Below are 18,582 nucleotides of genomic sequence, written 5' to 3'. Positions count from 1 at the left end.
GATGGTGATGGAGCCTTACAATCCGCCGCAGGATCCCTGGCTGGTCATTCTGTATCAGGATGACCACATTATGGTCGTCAACAAGCCGAGCGGCCTGCTGTCCGTGCCGGGGCGTCTGGACGAGCATAAAGACAGCGTGATGACGCGCATTCAGCGCGATTATCCGCAGGCGGAGTCCGTCCATCGCCTGGATATGGCCACCAGCGGGGTGATTGTGGTAGCGCTGAATAAAGCGGCAGAGCGCGAGTTAAAACGCCAGTTCCGCGAGCGCGAGCCGAAAAAGCAGTACGTCGCCCGCGTATGGGGTCACCCCGCGCAGGCGGAAGGGCTGGTAGATTTACCGCTGATCTGCGACTGGCCGAACCGGCCAAAGCAGAAGGTGTGTTATGAAACCGGCAAGGCCGCGCAGACCGAGTATGAAGTGCTGGAGTACGCGCCGGATAACACCGCGCGCGTCCTGCTTAAGCCGATTACCGGGCGTTCACACCAGCTGCGCGTGCATATGCTTGCCTTAGGACATCCGATTCTGGGCGATCGGTTTTACGCGCCGCCGGAAGCCCTGGCGCTGGCGCCGCGCCTGCAGCTGCATGCTGAAAGCTTAACGGTTACTCACCCGGCCTACGGCACGACGATGACCTTCAGGGCAACCGCTGATTTCTAATATTGTTACATTATGAACACTCTTTATTTACAGAGTGTTCATTCTCCCTTTTAAAACATAATTAAAAAATATATTTTACCGTAAAACCCTGCTTAAAACCCCGCAATACATAACCAATTCAAATAATTTAAATAAAACTAAAAATCCAATTAACTTTTTTAAATTAGTCATGCTTTTCTGCACTGCATAATATAAGAATCAGCTTATAAGCTGTCGGTAAAAACACCCTTATTTCCTCTTTCGGTAAATAAACACGTTTCCCCTCCGCTCAACATTGGAACTGGATTTTTCAACAAAGGAATGAAGATATGAACAAGCAGTATAATATTGTCTGGAACAGCGCACGTAATATGTACGTTGTTGCCTCGGAGTTTGCCCGCGGCGACAGCAGAATCAAATCTCAGGTGCGCGCAGGCGGGCTGGTTGCCGCGCTGATTCTGGCAAGCTCTGCGGGGTATGCGGAAGACAGGGAGTTTGAAGCGCCTGAAGGACAAAAAAGTACAATCTCTGGAACCTATTCCAACACAATCGAAAAAAGTCAGCAATCAGTCATCAGTGCCAATGGTAAGGGCACCGTTGTGGATGATGCCGGCCCTGTAACCGTCAACTACGATACTGTCGATGATGCGACATCATCTGCAATAGTTGTTCGTAATGGGGCGGAATTAATTCTGGACGATGCGGGTACAACGGTCAACGTTAACAGTACGGACAATAACAGCCAGGTAACCGCAATAGATGTGCTGGATGCTAAAGCCACGCTTGACGGTGGAACATACACCACCACAGGTAATAACAGCACCGCAATCGCGGTACAAACGGGTTCGTCAACGAGTGCATCGGTCGACGTGCGCAACGCCGAAATCAGCGCCGGGAAGTATGGCATTATGGTCGCTGACGACGGCGCGGCTCTGACGATCAATAACACCCAAATTAATGCCGCGGGCCCCTTCAGCGCGGGGATCGCAGCCATCGGCGGTGAGACGGCTGTAAACGGTTCGGATGTATCAATAACCACCAAAGGCGATGCAGCTTACGGAATTTATAGCGCGTCCGGTGGTTCGATGAATCTGAACAACGTGACAATAACCACAACGGGGAATGGCACCTATGGCATCTATAACCAGGAGGAAATGCGCGTCGATAATATTGACCTTTCCACCAGCGGGGAGGGTTCGCATGGTGCTTCAACCAGCTATAACGCCAAATCATCGCTGACGCTCAATGGCGGCACGGTTCACACTTCAGGTGAAAATTCCTATGGCCTACGTGCAGCGGATCAGGCAACCCTGAATGCGACCGACCTGACGGTGACCAGCGATAAATCTTACGGCGTTGCGCTGGAAAACGGCGGTCATGCGACGATAACCAACAGCAAGGTGGAAGGTGCTGACGCGGGATACTACCTGGTTAAAGGTAAAAAGGCGTATACCAACGAACTCACGGTTGATGGCGGCAGTATAGCCACATCCAATGCTGACGGCAGTGCATTCCTGGTTGATTCTGGCGCAGCAAACATCACGGTGAAAAATTTTAATACCGCGACCCCTGATAATCTGCTCACCGTCAACACCACGACGGATGCCGTCACGTTTAACGCGGAAAACAGCACCCTTACCGGTGTGATCAACGCGAATACCGATAACGTCAGCATGTCGCTGGATAATACCAGCCAGTGGGTGCTGACCGGAAACTCATCCGTCGGCAACCTGACCAGCAGCGGGCGAGTCACGCTGGGGGATGCAAACGGCAACGTCGGTACCCTGAACGTCGGTAACCTGACCCTGAACAACGATAGCGTCACCGACGTCTGGCTGAGCACGGCCTCCACCGCAGCGCCAATTACCGCGCAGCAGGCGACGCTCGGCGGCACGTTGAACATTACCGGGTTTGAAGGTGTTGAGGATCTGGCAAACCAAAATGCGGTCACGGTCGTTGATGCCGAAAACGCCATTGCGGGCGACTTCAGCGACATCACCATCGCCGGGATGCACTCAGCGGATTTCCTCGCGCTTTCTGGGCATGTGAATGCCGCGGACAACACCCTTTATGACGTCTCTGCCTCCCTGAGCTGGTTCGCCGGTGAGGATAACGCTGATGCGCCAGCCCACGGTACGTTCACCATTGACGATGCTGACGACAGCTTCACTATTGATACCGTACTGGATGACCAGCCTGCCAACGCGGCAACCGGCTGGGACGGCGAGTCGCTGGTTAAAGAAGGCGAAGGTACGCTGATCCTCGATGCGGATAACACCTACAGCGGCGATACCCACATCAACGACGGTACGCTGTGGATTGGTGAAGATGGCGCCATTGGCGTAGACGGCAGCGATCAGACCATTTACGTGGCAGAGGGCGCGACCTTCGGCGGCGACAACGGCACCGCAAACGCGAACGTGATCAACGATGGTACCGTGAAGTTCGATGACACGCTGACGATTAACGGCGACATGACCAACGGCGGCAACATCATTAGCGGCGATATCACCAGCGATGAGAAAACCACCGGTAATACGCTGGTTATCAACGGCGATTACATCAGCGACAACGGCGCGATCACCATTAATACCAAACTGGGCGGCGACGACTCTCCAACGGACCTGGTCAAGATCGCGGGTGATACCTCCGGCGACACCACCGTATACATCAACAACATCGGTGGCGAAGGTGCATTAACGGAAAATGGCATTAAGGTCATTGACGTCGACGGCGAGTCAAACGGCACCTTCACCCAGGGCAACCAGGTGCAGGTAAACGCCTTCGAATATCGCCTTTATGAAGATCAGGGCGACTGGTTCCTGCGTTCAATCACCAGCGGCGGCAACAATACGCCACAGTACCGTGCAGACATCGGTGCGTACCTTGGCAACCAGTCTATGGCGCTGAGCCTGCAGCAGCAGACGCTGTTTGACCGTGAAGGCAGCCAGCTTCGTTCCGATAACGGCTCCCTGTGGGCGCGCTTTAAAGCGGGTAACAACCAGTCTACCGCGGCTGGCGGTAATGTAGACATTGACGGTAACTATAGCCAGCTCCAGTTGGGTAGCGATCTTGCTGCCTGGAGCAACGGTGAACAGAGCCTGACGGTGGGCGTCATGGGCAGCTATATCAACAGCAGCACCGACAGCACCGGCAATGAAGGGGCGGATGGCAGCCGTCTTAGCGCAAGCGGCGACATGGACGGCTACAACGTAGGCGTTTATGCCACCTGGTTTGAAGATGCCCAGCAGCACGCTGGCACCTACGTTGACAGCTGGTATCAGTATGGGATGTACAACAACAGCGTGAAAAATGGCGATGTTGGCACCACCGACTACGATTCAACTGCGCACGCCGTCTCGCTGGAAGCGGGTTACCGTTATGATATTGCCTTGCAAAACAGCACGCTGAGCCTGACGCCACAGGTACAGGCTATCTGGCAAAACTATCGTGCAGACAGCGTGAAGGATAAGAGCGGCACGCAGATTGATGGCCAGAACGGTGACACGCTGACAACCCGAATGGGCCTGCGCGTGGACAGCAAGCTGCAAAAAGCGCCGGATGCCGTTATCCAGCCGTTTGCCGAGGTAAACTGGCTGCACTCATCCGATGAAGGCGCCGTCACTTTCGGGGACACCGAAGTGAAGCAGGACCTGCCGTCAGACCGCGCTGAGCTGAAAGTGGGTATCCAGGCAAACGTGAACAAACAGTGGAGCATCACCGCTCAGGCTGCGGGTCAGAAAGGCAGCAATGATTACAGCGACCTGAACGGCAGTCTGAACGTTCGCTACAGCTGGTAATTCGCAGGAAACGTAAAAAAGAGGGCCGCTTACGCGGCCCTGCTTATTTGAAACCTTTCTTCTCTTTGATCAGCTCGTACGCCTTCTGGATTTCCTGCGCTTTTTGCTTCGCCATTTCCATCATTTCCGGCGGTAAACCTTTCGCCACCAGCTTGTCCGGATGGTGCTCGCTCATCAGCTTACGATAGGCGCGCTTGATGGTGGTCTGATCGTCAGTGGGCTTTACCCCAAGCACGTTGCAGGCATCTTCCAGCGTCGGGCCCCGCTGCGCCTGCTGCCAGGCACCGCCGGACGACTGCTGGTGATACCCGCCGCCAAACTGTGCCCCACCCTGCATCATGCGCAGGAACTGATCGAACTGGATACGGGAGATGCCCAGCTCTTCCGCAATGACGTAAAGCACGTCACGTTCGTTAGGGTGAAGTGAACCGTCAGCAAACGCCGCCTGGATTTGAATTTCCAGAAACATCCGAATTAAATCAAAACGTCCAAAGCAGATGCTGCGGAACTGACGCATTTTTTCGCGAAGCGGATAGTTATCCGCTTTACCTATGCGAAACGCATTCTGCGCTGCCAGACGGGAGTCACCGTGCAGATTCATGCGATCCATAAAGACGCTGGCAATCTGAATATCGGCTTCGGTGACGCGCCCTTTGGATTTGGTTAAGTGCCCCATGACCTCAAAGGTGGTCGAGAAAAAGAGTGACTGACGCTCGCGCTGGTTGGCAAACCAGGCCATTTTGCGGCTGCGCGCTTTGTCAAACATATGGCCGATAATAAGCCCAAGCACAACTCCCCAGAACCCGGCACCCATGATGATGGCGAACGCAACGCCGATTATTTTACCCCAATACTGCATATACTCCCCGGATAGTCATATTCCTGGCCGACGCAACGTCATCATCACTGTGTTCAAGTCACGGTCAATTGAAGGACATCGCCTATAATTTGCTTTATCATACTCGTCATTCGATAGCGAGCCTAACACTCTGGCACGCAAACGGGCAGGATTAACGCTGGTACTGCGCAGATGAGTAAGATAGTCTCTGAGCGTTTGTAAGCCGTAGCCACTGATGACGGAACAATAAAATACAACGTATGAAAAAACGTATCCCCACCCTCCTGGCCACAATGATTGGCACCGCCCTGTACAGTCAACAGGGGCTGGCGGCCGATCTCGCCTCGCAATGTATGCTTGGCGTCCCAAGCTATAATCGCCCACTGGTGAGTGGCGATACAAATAGCTTGCCGGTAACCATTACTGCCGACAGTTCTAAAGGGACCTACCCTGACAATGCCACGTTTACGGGCAATGTGGATATTAACCAGGGCAATAGCCGCCTGCAGGCAGATGAAGTGCAGTTGCACCAGAAGCAGCCGGAAGGCGCGGCCGAGCCGGTACGCACGGTGGATGCGCTGGGTAATGTGCACTATGACGACAATCAGGTCATCCTGAAAGGTCCGAAAGCCTGGTCAAACCTGAATACGAAAGATACTAACGTCTGGGAAGGTGATTACCAGATGGTGGGTCGCCAGGGGCGCGGTGACGCAGACCTGATGAAACAGCGCGGCGAAAACCGCTATACGATCCTGGAAAACGGTACGTTCACGTCATGTCTGCCGGGTTCAAATACCTGGAGCGTGGTCGGGAGCGAAGTTATCCATGACCGTGAAGAACAGGTCGCGGAGATCTGGAACGCGCGCTTTAAGCTGGGCCCGGTACCGGTATTCTACAGCCCTTATCTGCAGCTTCCCGTAGGTGACAAACGCCGCTCGGGCTTCCTGATCCCCAATGCCAAATACAGCACCACGAACTACTTTGAGTTCTACCTGCCGTATTACTGGAACATCGCGCCCAACATGGATGCGACGATCACGCCGCACTATATCCACAAGCGCGGCAACGTCATGTGGGAGAACGAGTTCCGCTATCTGACTCAGGCTGGTGCAGGTCTGATGGAGCTGGATTATCTGCCGTCGGATAAAGTCTTCCAGGACGAGCATCCGACCGAGGGCGATAAGCACCGCTGGTTATACTACTGGCAGCATGCCGGGGTGATGGATCAGGTGTGGCGCTTTAATGTTGACTACACCAAAGTTAGCGATTCGTCTTATTTTAACGACTTCTCTTCGAAATACGGCTCAAGTACGGATGGCTATGCCACGCAGAAATTCAGCGTAGGCTATGCGGTGCAGAACTTTGACGCAACCGTCTCGACCAAGCAGTTCCAGGTATTTTCTGACCAGGCCACGCCTACCTACGGCGCTGAGCCCCAGCTGGATGTTAATTGGTATCAGAATGATGTGGGTCCATTTGACACCCATGTGTACGCTCAGGCCGTGCATTTCGTTAACACGGATTCGGACATGCCTGAAGCCACGCGTGTTCACCTTGAGCCGACGATCAATCTGCCGTGGTCCAACGATTGGGCAAGCCTGGATACCGAAGCCAAGCTGATGGCGACGCACTATCAGCAAAAAAATATCGATAATTACAACGCAACTAACAATGCTCACCTGGAAGAATCCGTAAACCGCACGCTTCCGCAGTTCAAAATGGACGGCAAGCTGATCTTTGAGCGTGATATGGCCTTGTTGGCAGATGGTTATACTCAGACGCTGGAGCCACGTATGCAGTACCTGTACGTGCCTTATCGCGACCAGAGCAACATCAACAACTATGACTCCTCTTTACTGCAATCTGACTACAGCGGCCTGTTCCGTGACCGTACCTACGGCGGCCTTGACCGCATCGCCTCCGCTAACCAGTTAACGACCGGTGTCACAACGCGCGTATATGATGATGCCGCCGTTGAACGTTTTAACGTTTCTGTTGGTCAAATCTACTACTTCACCGAGTCTCGCACGGGCGATGACAATATTAAGTGGGAGAAAGATAACAAGACGGGCTCGCTGATTTGGGCTGGCGACACCTACTGGCGTATGACCGATCGTTGGGGCCTGCGCGGCGGCGTGCAATATGACACCCGTCTCGACAATATCGCCAACAGTACGGCAGCTATTGAGTATCGCCGGGATGAAGATCGTATGGTGCAGTTGACCTATCGTTATGCCAGCCCGGAATATATTCAGGCGACGTTACCGAACTACGGTACTGCAGAGCAGTATAAAGACGGTATCTCACAGGTGGGTGGCGCAGCGAGTTGGCCAATCGCCGACCGTTGGTCAATCGTAGGTGCGTACTACTTCGATACTAACGTCAATAAACCTGCTGACCAGATGGTAGGTCTGCAATATAACTCCTGCTGTTACGCGCTGCGTGTCGGTTACGAACGTAAGCTTAACGGCTGGAACACTGAAAACAATCAGAGCAAATACGATAACGTGATTGGCTTTAACTTCGAGTTACGCGGCCTGAGTTCCAACTACGGTCTGGGTACGCAGAAAATGCTGCGCTCGAATATTCTGCCGTACAGTAGCGCCTTGTAATGTGCTTGATTTGCAACGTAATCCGCTTTGCGGTTAATTGAAATGGAAAAAGTATGAAGAACTGGAAAACGCTGCTGCTCGGTGTCGCTATGGTTGCGAATACCAGCTTCGCGGCCCCCCAGGTTGTTGATAAAGTCGCTGCTGTGGTTAACAACGGCGTCGTGCTTGAAAGTGACGTTGACGGTCTGATGAAATCGGTGAAGCTCAATTCGGGCGAAGCCGGTCAACAGCTTCCTGATGACGCCACGCTGCGCCACCAGATCCTGGAGCGTCTGATCATGGATCAGATCGTTCTGCAGATGGGGCAAAAAATGGGCGTGAAGGTCACTGACGAGCAGCTCGATCAGGCGATCGCTAACATCGCGAAGCAGAACAATATGTCTTTAGATCAGATGCGCAGCCGTCTGGCCTATGACGGCATCAGCTACGCCACCTACCGTAACCAGATCCGTAAAGAGATGCTGATTTCGGAAGTGCGTAACAACGAAGTGCGTCGCCGCGTCACCATCCTGCCTCAGGAAGTGGACGCGCTGGCAAAACAGGTGGGTAACCAGAACGATGCGAGCACAGAGCTGAACCTGAGCCACATTCTGATCCCACTGCCAGAGAACCCAACGTCCGATCAGGCCGCGGAAGCAGAAAGCCAGGCGCGTTCGATTGTCGAACAGGCGCGTAACGGCGGCGACTTTGGCAAGCTGGCCATCACTTACTCCGCAGACCAACAGGCGCTGAAAGGCGGCCAGATGGGCTGGGGACGTATTCAGGAGCTGCCATCCATCTTTGCCCAGGCGCTGAGCACGGCGAAGAAAGGAGATATCGTTGGTCCTATTCGTTCAGGCGTGGGCTTCCACATTCTGAAAGTGAACGATCTGCGCGGCCAGAGCCAAAATATTTCCGTCACCGAAGTTCATGCTCGCCACATTCTTCTGAAACCGTCACCGATCATGACTGACGATCAGGCGCGTGCGAAGCTGGAACAGATTGCAGCGGACATTAAGAGCAGTAAAACCTCATTTGATAAAGCAGCAAAAGAGTTCTCTCAGGATCCCGGCTCTGCTAACCAGGGCGGCGATCTGGGCTGGGCAGCTGCGGATATCTACGATCCTGCCTTCCGCGACGCGTTGATGAAGCTGAACAAAGGCCAGATCAGCGCGCCGGTTCACTCTTCATTTGGCTGGCATCTGATCGAGCTGATGGACACCCGTAACGTGGATAAAACGGATGCGGCACAGAAAGACAGAGCCTACCGCATGCTGTTCAACCGTAAGTTCTCTGAAGAAGCAGCTACCTGGATGCAGGAACAACGCGCCAGTGCCTACGTGAAAATTCTGAGCAACTAATGAAACAGCATCGTGTTGTTATCACGCCCGGCGAACCCGCCGGGATTGGGCCTGACCTCGTTGTCCAGCTCGCCCAGCGCAGCTGGCCGGTAGAGCTGGTTGTCTGTGCCGATGCAACACTGTTACAGGACCGGGCAGCATTGCTCGGTCTGCCTTTAACGCTCATCCCCTACGTTGAAGGTCAACAGCCTGCACCGCAGCAAGCCGGTACGCTCACCCTTCTCTCCGTTCCCCTTCGTACGCCGGTTATTCCGGGCCAGCTCAGCACGGAAAACGGTCACTATGTCGTTGAAACCCTTGCGCGCGCCTGCGACGGCTGCCTGAAGGGCGAATTTGCCGCCCTGATCACCGGCCCGGTTCACAAAGGCGTTATCAACGAAGCAGGCATACCGTTTACCGGGCATACGGAATTTTTCGAAGAGCGTTCGCGTAGCCCGAAAGTGGTGATGATGCTGGCAACAGAGGCGATGCGCGTTGCGCTGGTGACCACCCATCTGCCGATCAAAGCCATTCCTGATGCGATCACCCCTGAACTCCTGCGCGAGATCATCGGGATTTTGCACCACGACCTGCAGACAAAATTTGGCATCCCGCAGCCGCACGTGCTGGTATGTGGCCTCAATCCACACGCCGGGGAAGGCGGGCACATGGGCACCGAAGAGATCGACACGATCATTCCGGTACTCAACGAAATGCGGGCGAAGGGGATGAATCTCAGCGGGCCGCTGCCTGCGGATACCCTTTTCCAGCCGAAATACCTGGATAATGCCGACGCCGTGCTCGCGATGTACCACGATCAGGGCCTGCCCGTGCTAAAATACCAGGGCTTTGGCCGCGGCGTGAATATCACCCTCGGTTTACCCTTTATTCGAACGTCCGTTGACCACGGTACTGCGCTGGATCTGGCAGGCCAGGGGAAAGCGGATGTCGGCAGTTTTATTACGGCGCTTAATCTCGCCATCAAAATGATTGTTAATACTCAATGACTAATCGAGTCCATCAGGGCCACTTAGCCCGTAAACGTTTCGGGCAAAACTTCCTTAACGATCAGTTCGTGATCGAAAGCATTGTCTCGGCTATTAATCCGCAAAAAGGTCAGGCGATGGTCGAAATCGGCCCGGGCCTTGCCGCGCTGACCGAGCCGGTCGGCGAACGCCTCGACCAGCTGACCGTCATCGAACTGGACCGCGATCTGGCCGCACGCCTGCAAACGCACCCGTTCCTCGGGCCGAAGCTGACTATCTATCAGCAGGACGCCATGACCATGAACTTTGGCGAACTGTCGGAAAAAATGGGTCAGCCGCTGCGCGTATTCGGCAACCTGCCGTACAACATCTCCACGCCGCTCATGTTCCACCTGTTTAGCTATACTGATGCCATTGCCGACATGCACTTCATGTTGCAAAAAGAGGTTGTTAACCGTCTGGTTGCAGGCCCGAACAGTAAAGCGTATGGTCGTTTAAGCGTGATGGCGCAATATTACTGCAACGTGATCCCGGTACTCGAAGTACCGCCGTCAGCGTTCACACCACCACCGAAAGTGGATTCAGCGGTTGTGCGCCTTGTGCCGCACAAAACGAAACCGTATCCGGTTAAAGATCTGCGCGTGCTCAGCCGCATTACCACAGAGGCCTTTAACCAGCGCCGTAAAACGATCCGTAACAGCCTGAGCAATTCATTTACCGTTGAGGTATTAGCTGAACTTGGGATCGACCCGGCAATGCGTGCGGAGAACATTTCCGTAGAGCAGTACTGCAAGCTGGCTAATTACATCAGCGATAATGCGCCGTCGAAGGAGAGTTAAGCCATGATTGATTCGCCCCGCGTCTGTGTCCATGTACAAAGCGTCTATGTTGAATCACAGTCCTCTCCGGACGAAGAACGCTTTGTCTTCGCTTACACCGTGACCATTCGCAATCTGGGGCGGACGCCCGTGCAGCTGCGCGGGCGCTACTGGCTTATCACCAACGGCAATGGTCGCGAAATCGAAGTTCAGGGCGAAGGTGTGGTCGGTGAACAGCCCCACATCGCCCCTGGCGAAGAGTACCAGTACACCAGCGGTGCGGTAATTGAAACGCCGATGGGTACCATGCAAGGCCATTATGAAATGGTCGACGTCGATGGCAATGGCTTCCGCGTTGCCATTCCCGTGTTCCGTCTCGCCGTAACCACACTCATTCATTAATCTAATGTCTACATATCTGATTGGCGACGTTCACGGCTGCTACGATGAACTGATCGCATTGTTAAAACAGGTCGACTTTACGCCAGAACAAGACACGCTCTGGCTGACGGGCGATTTAGTCGCGCGTGGCCCCGGCTCTCTTGACGTGTTGCGTTTCGTCAAATCGCTGGGCGACAGCGTGCGCATGGTGCTGGGCAATCACGATCTGCATCTGCTGGCGGTGTTCGCCGGGATCAGCCGCAACAAACCCAAAGATCGCCTCACCCCGCTGCTTGATGCGCCGGACGCGGACGATCTGCTTAACTGGCTGCGCCGTCAGCCCCTGCTGCAGGTCGACGAAGAGAAAAAGCTGGTCATGGCGCATGCCGGGATCACCCCACAATGGGATCTTGAGACGGCGAAAACCTGCGCGCGTGACGTTGAGGCGGTGCTGGCGAGCGACTCGTATCCTTTCTTCCTTGATGCCATGTACGGCGATATGCCAAACCACTGGAGCGAGGAGCTTAGCGGTCTTGCCCGTCTGCGCTTTATCACCAACGCCTTCACCCGCATGCGTTTCTGCTTCCCGAACGGACAGCTGGACATGTATTCCAAAGAGACGCCGGAAAGCGCGCCCGCTCCGCTGAAACCGTGGTTTGCCATTCCGGGGCCGGTGACCAGCGAGTACAGCGTGGTATTTGGCCACTGGGCGGCACTGGAAGGAAAAGGAACACCGGAAGGGATTTACGGTCTGGATACCGGATGCTGCTGGGGCGGAGAGTTAACCTGCTTACGCTGGGAAGATAAAGCGTACTTTGTGCAGCCGTCCAACCGACAGCTTGACTCAGGAGAAAACGAGGCCGTTGCCTCCTGACTGTTGCCCCTCCCCCCAAAAGACCGCACCGAACGGTCCCCTCGCCCCTCTGGGGAGAGGGGTATATCACTTAACGACGTTCCAGAATCTCGAAGCAGTAGCTGTGAGAGTTCTGCGCATCCGCGTCGTGGAATTCGCTGAATACCGATTCCCACTCGTCCGGATCGTAGTCCGGGAAATGGGTATCCCCTTCCACTTCGGCATCAATGTGGGTCAGATACAGCTTCTGCGCTTTTGGCAGGAACTGCTCGTACACGCGCCCACCGCCAATCACCATGATCTCTTCAGCATTGCCGCATGCAGCAATCGCCTCGTCTACCGATTTCACCCATTCGACGCGATCGTCAGTGCCCGGCTGGCTACTGATAACGATATTCTTACGGCCCGGCAATGGACGACCAATCGACTCCCAGGTCAGGCGGCCCATCACTACCGGCTTGTTTAACGTTGTACGTTTAAACCATGCGAGATCGGCAGGCAGGTTCCACGGCATGGCATTTTCCATACCGATAACGCGGTCTACCGCCAGCGCTGCAATCAGACTGATCATTGAAAATTTCCCGGATGCAAAAAATTGCCGCCACTATACGGAAAGCTTAATCTTTCGTCGACTGGCGGCAGAGTAAAGATACAGAAATTTTTTAATATTGCTGGCAACTCCGCTTCACGCGGAAGGTTTACTCTCCGGCTCGTCAGAAGGATCCCCGGTATGCTTGCCCTCTTCCGTGCCCTGCCAGCCGTGCCGCTGGATCAGCGACAGGTGATTGCGATCCTCATTGATGATCTCCGTCAGCATCGCGCTGGTGCGTTTAAACACCGCCGCACGCTCGGTGGCCGTACTGCCCGCCATCGCCGCCATCTCTTCCACCATCTCGGTATTAAAGCGGCGGAACAGGTCTGCCCGTTCGCGCGCTTCGTACGCGCCCAGCCCCAGGTTTTCCAGCGCCATGCGGCCAGACTTCAGCGCGCCTTCGAAGGTTTCACGCTCGGGGGATTCGACGCCCGCCTGCCTGAGGCGGATATAGTGATCCACATCGCGCGCGCGGGAGATGATGGTCAGATCCGGGAAATGCTCTTTCGCCATTTCCACCATCTGCAGGCTGGTCTCCGGATCGTCAATGGCGTTGATCAGCACCTCGGCTTTCGCCGCCCCGGCGGATTCCAGCAGGTCGACGCGGGTCGCATCGCCGTAAAACACCTTCATATCGAATTTACGCAGGGTATCAACATGGTCGGGATCGTGATCGAGGATGACCATCTTCACCCCGCTGGACAGCAGCAGACGGCCTACGATCTGCCCGTAGCGGCCAAATCCGGCAATGATCACGCGCGGCTGCTCTTCGTCAATCTCATCGGCTTCGCGCTCCTGCTCGCTGCCCGATTTTTCCAGACGCGTCAGCACCACCAGCAGGACGGGCGTCGCCGCCATCGACAGCGCGACCGCCAGCGTCAGCGCTTTCGCCCACTCGGGATCGAGGACGTTTGCCATTTGCGCCGCGCCAAAGACCACGAACGCAAATTCGCTTCCCTGCCCCAGCAGAACCGCAAACCAGCTTCGCTGCCTGTTCGGCACCTTCAGCGGGCGCGCAATCAGCCACAGCATCGCCATTTTAATGACCAGGAAGCCGACGAGCAGGATGACAATCCGCAGCGGATGCGTCACCAGCGTGCCGAAGTCGACGGACATCCCCACGCCGATGAAAAACAGCCCCAGCAGCAGGCCTTTGAACGGCTCGATATCGCTTTCCAGCGCGTGACGGTATTCAGAGCTCGCCAGCAGAACGCCTGCAAGGAATGCCCCCATCGCCATCGACAGCCCGGCTTCCTCCAGCAGCAGGCCGAAGCCAAACACCAGGAACAGCGCCACGGCGCTGAACACTTCGCGCAGGCCAGAGCGGGCAACAAACCGCAGCAGCGGGCGGGTCACGTAGCGGCCAAGCACCACCACCAGCGCCAGCGCGCCCGCCACTTTCAGTGCCGACAGCGCGAAAGCGCCCAGCGTGGTGGAGGAACCGCTGGCCGCCAGCAGCGGGATCATCGCCACCAGCGGAATAGCGGCAATGTCCTGGAACAGCAGCACCGAGAACGCGCTGCGCCCCATCTGGGATACCGTCAGATTTCGCTCGTTCATCGCCTGCATGGCAATAGCCGTTGAGGAGAGCGCCAGCGTCATGCCGATGAGCTCTGCCACCTTCCAGTCCATACCCAACAGGATGCAGAACCCGCCCAGCAGCAGGCCGCAGGCCACCATCTGCAGCGCCCCACCGCCAAATACCGAGGCGCGAAGCTTCCATAACCGCTGCGGGTCGAGCTCCAGACCAATCACAAAGAGCATCAGCACCACGCCGATTTCAGCGAAATGGAGAATCGCCTCGGCATCGGTGACCAGCCGGAAGCCCCACGGCCCAATCACGCACCCCGCAATCAGGTAGCCGAGAACGGAGCCCAGCCCCAGACGCACCGCCACGGGCACAATCAGCGCCGCCGCGCCGAGGTAAATCAGCGCCTGTATCAGCGTATGGCTATCCATGGTGCGCCTCCTGCCACTCAAGTAAGCGTTGTTTATAATGCCGAGCCTGCGCCTGCAGCGTTTCATCGTCGCAAACAAACGTGCAGTGCATGGCAAAAGGCGGGAGCCAGTTCAGCCCACAATAGAGCGCGGTCGCCTGCAACGGCTGTGCCAGGACGTCAAAGCCCGGGAAAGAACCGATATCAAAGTGGCTTTCGCCTCCACCGGTGGTGACCGCCCACAACAGGCTTTTCCCTTTTAGCGCATTGCCGTTGTGGCCATACGCCCAGCCGTGGGAGAAGACTTTATCAATCCACAGCTTCAGCAGCGCGGGCGTGCTGTACCACTGCATGGGATGCTGCCAGACAATCAGATCGGCACGGGAAAGCGCCTCCTGTTCGGCGGCGATATCAATATTAAAATCGGGATAAAGTTGATAGAGGGAGCGTATCTCTACGTTATCAAGCGTCCTTACCTGCTCAAGCATCCGCTTATTCGCGTGCGAGTGCTGCGGATAAGGGTGCGCGTAAATTATGAGTATCATCAAATGGCCTGTCTTCTTCTCTTCTTGTAGCAGTGAGTGTAGACAGTTAACCCGTCCGGTGAAAGGGCCGAAAAGCCTTGCAAAGGTAAAACGCAACAATTGGCAATCATTGTCCCGGAGGGGTATAGCAGGCGTTAAAACGACGGTTTGCAGACAATATATTAAATGAATGATTAAGATCGAAATATATTAATTAAAGATCAATTAAGAAAGACTAAAATCATTTTTTAATAAATCAACCTATACATAACGCCTTGAAAAAATAATAATTTTATGCTCTTAGTCTTGAGCCCATTCTTGCAAAAAGCCCAAAGGGTTATTCCATATCATTAATTAGCGTCACTTCTTCTCAAATGGATGTGTACATGCGCAACAAAAAATTCATATTAAACAAAACCACAAGAACACTTGGAAAGATATTTCCTGCCTTACTTATATTCACACCAGTTGTAGCCTTCGCTGGAACCATTGATGAATCCACCTCTGTCCCACAAGAATTTTCCACCGACACCCAGTATACCATTAATAAAGATGTCACCATCTCGTCCTCGGGAAGTGAGAGCGCAGTTTCTGTTTCAGGATTCAGCGTCACCACAGTGACTAACAATGGAAACATTTCTGGCACAGGTAAAGGCCTGGATATTAATACCTCCGCGCAACGCGTGACCCTGAATAATGAGGAAGGCGCGACCATCTCCTCTACCGACTCTACGGCCGTTAACATCGCGTCAATGCAAGGGGATATTATCAACAACGGAAATATTACCGCCTTCGACAATGGCATTTATGTCAGTCAAGAATCTTCAGCGGTAAATATTACTAATGGCGCCACCGGGGTTATTAAAGGTAAAACAGGCCTGAATTCACGCGTCGGCGTTGCGGTAAATAACGAAGGCACGCTTACCGGCACAGAGAATGATGGTATTAACCTGAGCGATGGTAACACCAAAATCACCAATACCGGAACCGTACAGGGCGCGCAGAACGGTATTAAGGTAATGGATACGGCGAAAGTCGATATCACCAACACCGGTTCGATTGGCGGTGGCAGCACGGCAATCATGTTTGCCAGCAGCAAAAATAATACGCTGGTGCTTAACACGGGTTCTTCACTGACTGGCGATGTAATTTCTAGCGTCTCTACAGGAAATACAATCACTCTGGCAGGTACCGGCATAGAAGACAGCAATTTTGTTGGCTTAACGGAAGACGATGGCTTTGCTTCTTTGAATATGGACGGGGAAAGCTGGGCGCTCTCAGGTGATATCGACATTATTGGTTCCGGCAATTCGCTTCAGGTCAACAGCGGTGATTTAGTCCTTTCTGGTACCGTCGCGAATGCCGGTACTACCCTCGTTGCCAAAGATGCGTCTCTCCAGCTTGGCGATGGCACGAAAACCGCAACGCTGAGCGGGGGCCTGACCAACAATGGCACCCTTATTTTTAATCAGGGCAGTAATACCGCGTTCGCTACCGGCATTACCGGTAGTGGCAATGTTGAAAAAGTGGATTCCAACACCCTGACGCTAAAAGGCAAGAACACCTACACGGGTGATACCGTTCTGCATAGCGGCACGACTCTGGTGGCTTCAGGTTCAGTCCTGGGTGCCAAGGGAAGCAACGCAACCATCACAATTAACGATGGCGCTCAGTTTGCCACTGCTGGCGAAGTAAACAACAATATCAACATCCTCACGGGTGGTACGCTGGCTGCATGGAATGCGATTCAGGGTAACGATACGCTGAGCGTTTCAGGTATCGATACGGTCAATGGCAACGTCACCAACAGTGGCAATCTTTTACTCAGTGCAGCCAATAACAGCGTAGGCAACAATTTCACCATTAACGGCGACTATACCGGCTCTGCGGGCAGTCAGATCGTGATGAGCAGCACCCTGGGTGAAGATAACTCGCCAACCGATCATCTCACCATTACCGGCAGCAGCTTTGGTCAGTCCAGCGTTAGCGTTAGCAACATTGGCGGTCTGGGTGCGCAAACCGTTAACGGCATGGAAATTGTCAGCGTTGGCGGCAGCTCCGAAGCCCAGTTGACCCTTGCCAAACCGGTGGTTGCCGGTGCGTGGGAATATAATCTCTATCAGCACAACAACGGCAACTGGTACCTGGAATCAAAGGCTACGCCTTCTGATGAACCTTCTGATAATACCGATGATGGCGATAATACCGACGACGGCGATAACACCGACAATGGCGGCAACACCGACAATGGCGGCAACACCGACAACGGCGGTAACACCGACAACGGCGGCAACACCGACAACGGCGGTAACACCGACAACGGCGACAATGGCAGCAACAGCGGTCCTGAGGTCATGGCTCCTGAGGTCGGCGCTTACTTAGGCAACTACCTTGCCGCGCAGAGCATGTTCCTCCACAAGCGTGACGACCGCGATCAGATCACCTTCCGTAATGAAGAAGACCTCAATACCTGGATGTACGTCAAAGGTCGCTACCATGAAAACAATGCTGGCGGCGACAGAGTCAGCTATGACACCACCACCACCGTCCTTCAGGTCGGCAGCGACTTCATGAGCAAGCCGATGGACAACGGTATTCTGCGTGCGGGTGGCATGTTCGGGGCAGGTCAGGCGAAGACCCACTCTGATGCAAAACACAACGTCCGCAACGCGCAGGGCAAAGTGGATGGCTTTAACGTCGGCCTGTATGCAACCTGGCAGGAAGATCAGAAGCTGCGTCTGGGCAGCTATGTTGATACCTGGGCCGCATACAGCTGGTACAACAATAAAGTGACCAGCAATCGCAACGATGAAGACTACGACAGCACCGGTTTTGCCGCATCTGTTGAAGTGGGTCATGCGTGGGTGATTGACTCAGAGAAAGAGCGCACCTGGAAGATCGAACCGCAGGCACAGATCATCTACAGCTATCTGGATCAGGAAAACCACACCGATCGCGACGGCGTGCGGGTGACAACGCTGGACAACGACGGTTTGTTTGGTCGTCTGGGCGTCAAATCAAGCTACTTCCAGCAGAAAGACGTGAAAGCCTGGCAGCCGCACGTTGCCGTGAACTGGCTGAAGGGTGCGGGTCAAAACGATCTGGCGTTTAACGGCGAGACCGTCAGCAACGATACGCCGGAAGATCGTGGACAGTTAGAGTTGGGCGTTACCGGCAACCTGAATGAAACCACGACGATCTCCCTGCGCGCCAGCGGCGAGTGGGGCGAAAACAGCTATGCTGCCTATGGCGGCCATATCCTGCTGAACCACCGCTGGTAAC

13 protein-coding genes are annotated in these 18,582 nt (G+C 54.6%); 9 read left to right on the top strand and 4 right to left on the bottom strand.

What is annotated here, in order from left to right; all coding sequences use genetic code 11:
• The first annotated feature begins 1 nt into the window (after position 1).
• Together rluA and FY206_RS04115 are read left to right on the top strand one after the other, a co-directional pair.
• Entirely contained in the window at positions 2 to 661 is a 660-nt protein-coding gene (rluA, locus tag FY206_RS04120) for a bifunctional tRNA pseudouridine(32) synthase/23S rRNA pseudouridine(746) synthase RluA (protein ID WP_032644038.1), read from the top strand.
• Between the two features lie 308 nt (positions 662 to 969).
• Positions 970 to 4,440 carry an autotransporter outer membrane beta-barrel domain-containing protein gene (locus FY206_RS04115; protein WP_032644037.1) on the top strand — a complete coding sequence of 1,157 codons (3,471 nt, stop codon included), beginning with the start codon at positions 970 to 972 and terminating at the stop codon, positions 4,438 to 4,440.
• A 43-nt stretch (positions 4,441 to 4,483) separates the two neighbouring features.
• Here the strand turns inward: FY206_RS04115 and djlA are convergent, their stop codons facing one another.
• Entirely contained in the window at positions 4,484 to 5,299 is an 816-nt protein-coding gene (gene djlA, locus FY206_RS04110) for a co-chaperone DjlA (protein ID WP_032644036.1), read from the bottom strand.
• A 239-nt stretch (positions 5,300 to 5,538) separates the two neighbouring features.
• Here djlA and lptD point away from each other — a divergent pair, with 239 nt between their 5' ends.
• From lptD to apaH, 6 genes are read left to right on the top strand one after another with little or no spacing between them, the layout of a single operon-like run.
• On the top strand, positions 5,539 to 7,890 hold the full coding sequence (gene lptD, locus FY206_RS04105; RefSeq protein ID WP_032644035.1) for an LPS assembly protein LptD: 2,352 nt from the start codon (positions 5,539 to 5,541) through the stop codon (positions 7,888 to 7,890).
• Positions 7,891 to 7,943: 53 nt separating this feature from the next.
• Complete coding sequence (surA, locus tag FY206_RS04100; protein ID WP_032644034.1) at positions 7,944 to 9,230, top strand: peptidylprolyl isomerase SurA; 1,287 nt, start codon at positions 7,944 to 7,946, stop codon at positions 9,228 to 9,230.
• Entirely contained in the window at positions 9,230 to 10,216 is a 987-nt protein-coding gene (gene pdxA / locus FY206_RS04095) for a 4-hydroxythreonine-4-phosphate dehydrogenase PdxA (RefSeq protein ID WP_032644033.1), read from the top strand. Before surA ends, pdxA begins: the two co-directional genes overlap by 1 nt.
• Positions 10,213 to 11,034, top strand: a complete 822-nt coding sequence (rsmA, locus tag FY206_RS04090; protein ID WP_032644032.1) for a 16S rRNA (adenine(1518)-N(6)/adenine(1519)-N(6))-dimethyltransferase RsmA — start codon at positions 10,213 to 10,215, stop codon at positions 11,032 to 11,034. The genes pdxA and rsmA overlap by 4 nt, the downstream gene beginning before the upstream one ends.
• Before the next feature lie 3 nt (positions 11,035 to 11,037).
• Positions 11,038 to 11,415, top strand: a complete 378-nt coding sequence (apaG, locus tag FY206_RS04085) for a Co2+/Mg2+ efflux protein ApaG (protein WP_032644031.1) — start codon at positions 11,038 to 11,040, stop codon at positions 11,413 to 11,415.
• Positions 11,416 to 11,419: 4 nt separating this feature from the next.
• The gene (gene apaH, locus FY206_RS04080; RefSeq protein WP_032644030.1) at positions 11,420 to 12,268 is read left to right on the top strand and encodes a bis(5'-nucleosyl)-tetraphosphatase (symmetrical) ApaH; all 849 of its coding nucleotides are present in this window, start codon (positions 11,420 to 11,422) and stop codon (positions 12,266 to 12,268) included.
• 70 nt (positions 12,269 to 12,338) lie between these two features.
• Here apaH and folA read toward each other — a convergent pair whose 3' ends face one another.
• The 3 genes from folA to kefF all read right to left on the bottom strand — a co-directional run bounded on the left by folA (position 12,339) and on the right by kefF (position 15,321).
• Entirely contained in the window at positions 12,339 to 12,818 is a 480-nt protein-coding gene (folA, locus tag FY206_RS04075) for a type 3 dihydrofolate reductase (protein WP_008502023.1), read from the bottom strand.
• 114 nt (positions 12,819 to 12,932) lie between these two features.
• Entirely contained in the window at positions 12,933 to 14,798 is a 1,866-nt protein-coding gene (gene kefC, locus FY206_RS04070) for a glutathione-regulated potassium-efflux system protein KefC (protein WP_032644029.1), read from the bottom strand.
• Positions 14,791 to 15,321, bottom strand: coding sequence for a glutathione-regulated potassium-efflux system oxidoreductase KefF (gene kefF / locus FY206_RS04065; protein ID WP_032644028.1), 531 nt, complete (start codon positions 15,319 to 15,321; stop codon positions 14,791 to 14,793). Before kefF ends, kefC begins: the two co-directional genes overlap by 8 nt.
• 365 nt (positions 15,322 to 15,686) lie before the next feature.
• On the opposite strand from kefF, the gene FY206_RS04060 reads away from it, so the two are divergent.
• Entirely contained in the window at positions 15,687 to 18,581 is a 2,895-nt protein-coding gene (locus FY206_RS04060) for an autotransporter family protein (RefSeq protein ID WP_080500332.1), read from the top strand.
• Position 18,582: the final 1 nt, after the last annotated feature.

It is taken from the genome of Enterobacter chengduensis, assembly GCF_001984825.2.
Classification (GTDB): Bacteria; Pseudomonadota; Gammaproteobacteria; order Enterobacterales; family Enterobacteriaceae; genus Enterobacter; species Enterobacter chengduensis.
This window is presented reverse-complemented; position numbering and strand designations above follow the sequence as displayed.

What these genes read in the sequence shown, in the direction of transcription:
- kefF (WP_032644028.1), bottom strand. Translation starts at nt 15,321, where the DNA reads ATGATACTCATAATTTACGCGCACCCTTATCCGCAGCACTCGCACGCG.
- rsmA (WP_032644032.1), top strand. Translation starts at nt 10,213, where the DNA reads ATGACTAATCGAGTCCATCAGGGCCACTTAGCCCGTAAACGTTTCGGG.
- folA (WP_008502023.1), bottom strand. Translation starts at nt 12,818, where the DNA reads ATGATCAGTCTGATTGCAGCGCTGGCGGTAGACCGCGTTATCGGTATG.
- djlA (WP_032644036.1), bottom strand. Translation starts at nt 5,299, where the DNA reads ATGCAGTATTGGGGTAAAATAATCGGCGTTGCGTTCGCCATCATCATG.
- FY206_RS04060 (WP_080500332.1), top strand. Translation starts at nt 15,687, where the DNA reads ATGCGCAACAAAAAATTCATATTAAACAAAACCACAAGAACACTTGGA.
- FY206_RS04115 (WP_032644037.1), top strand. Translation starts at nt 970, where the DNA reads ATGAACAAGCAGTATAATATTGTCTGGAACAGCGCACGTAATATGTAC.
- apaG (WP_032644031.1), top strand. Translation starts at nt 11,038, where the DNA reads ATGATTGATTCGCCCCGCGTCTGTGTCCATGTACAAAGCGTCTATGTT.
- kefC (WP_032644029.1), bottom strand. Translation starts at nt 14,798, where the DNA reads ATGGATAGCCATACGCTGATACAGGCGCTGATTTACCTCGGCGCGGCG.
- apaH (WP_032644030.1), top strand. Translation starts at nt 11,420, where the DNA reads ATGTCTACATATCTGATTGGCGACGTTCACGGCTGCTACGATGAACTG.
- rluA (WP_032644038.1), top strand. Translation starts at nt 2, where the DNA reads ATGGTGATGGAGCCTTACAATCCGCCGCAGGATCCCTGGCTGGTCATT.
- surA (WP_032644034.1), top strand. Translation starts at nt 7,944, where the DNA reads ATGAAGAACTGGAAAACGCTGCTGCTCGGTGTCGCTATGGTTGCGAAT.
- lptD (WP_032644035.1), top strand. Translation starts at nt 5,539, where the DNA reads ATGAAAAAACGTATCCCCACCCTCCTGGCCACAATGATTGGCACCGCC.
- pdxA (WP_032644033.1), top strand. Translation starts at nt 9,230, where the DNA reads ATGAAACAGCATCGTGTTGTTATCACGCCCGGCGAACCCGCCGGGATT.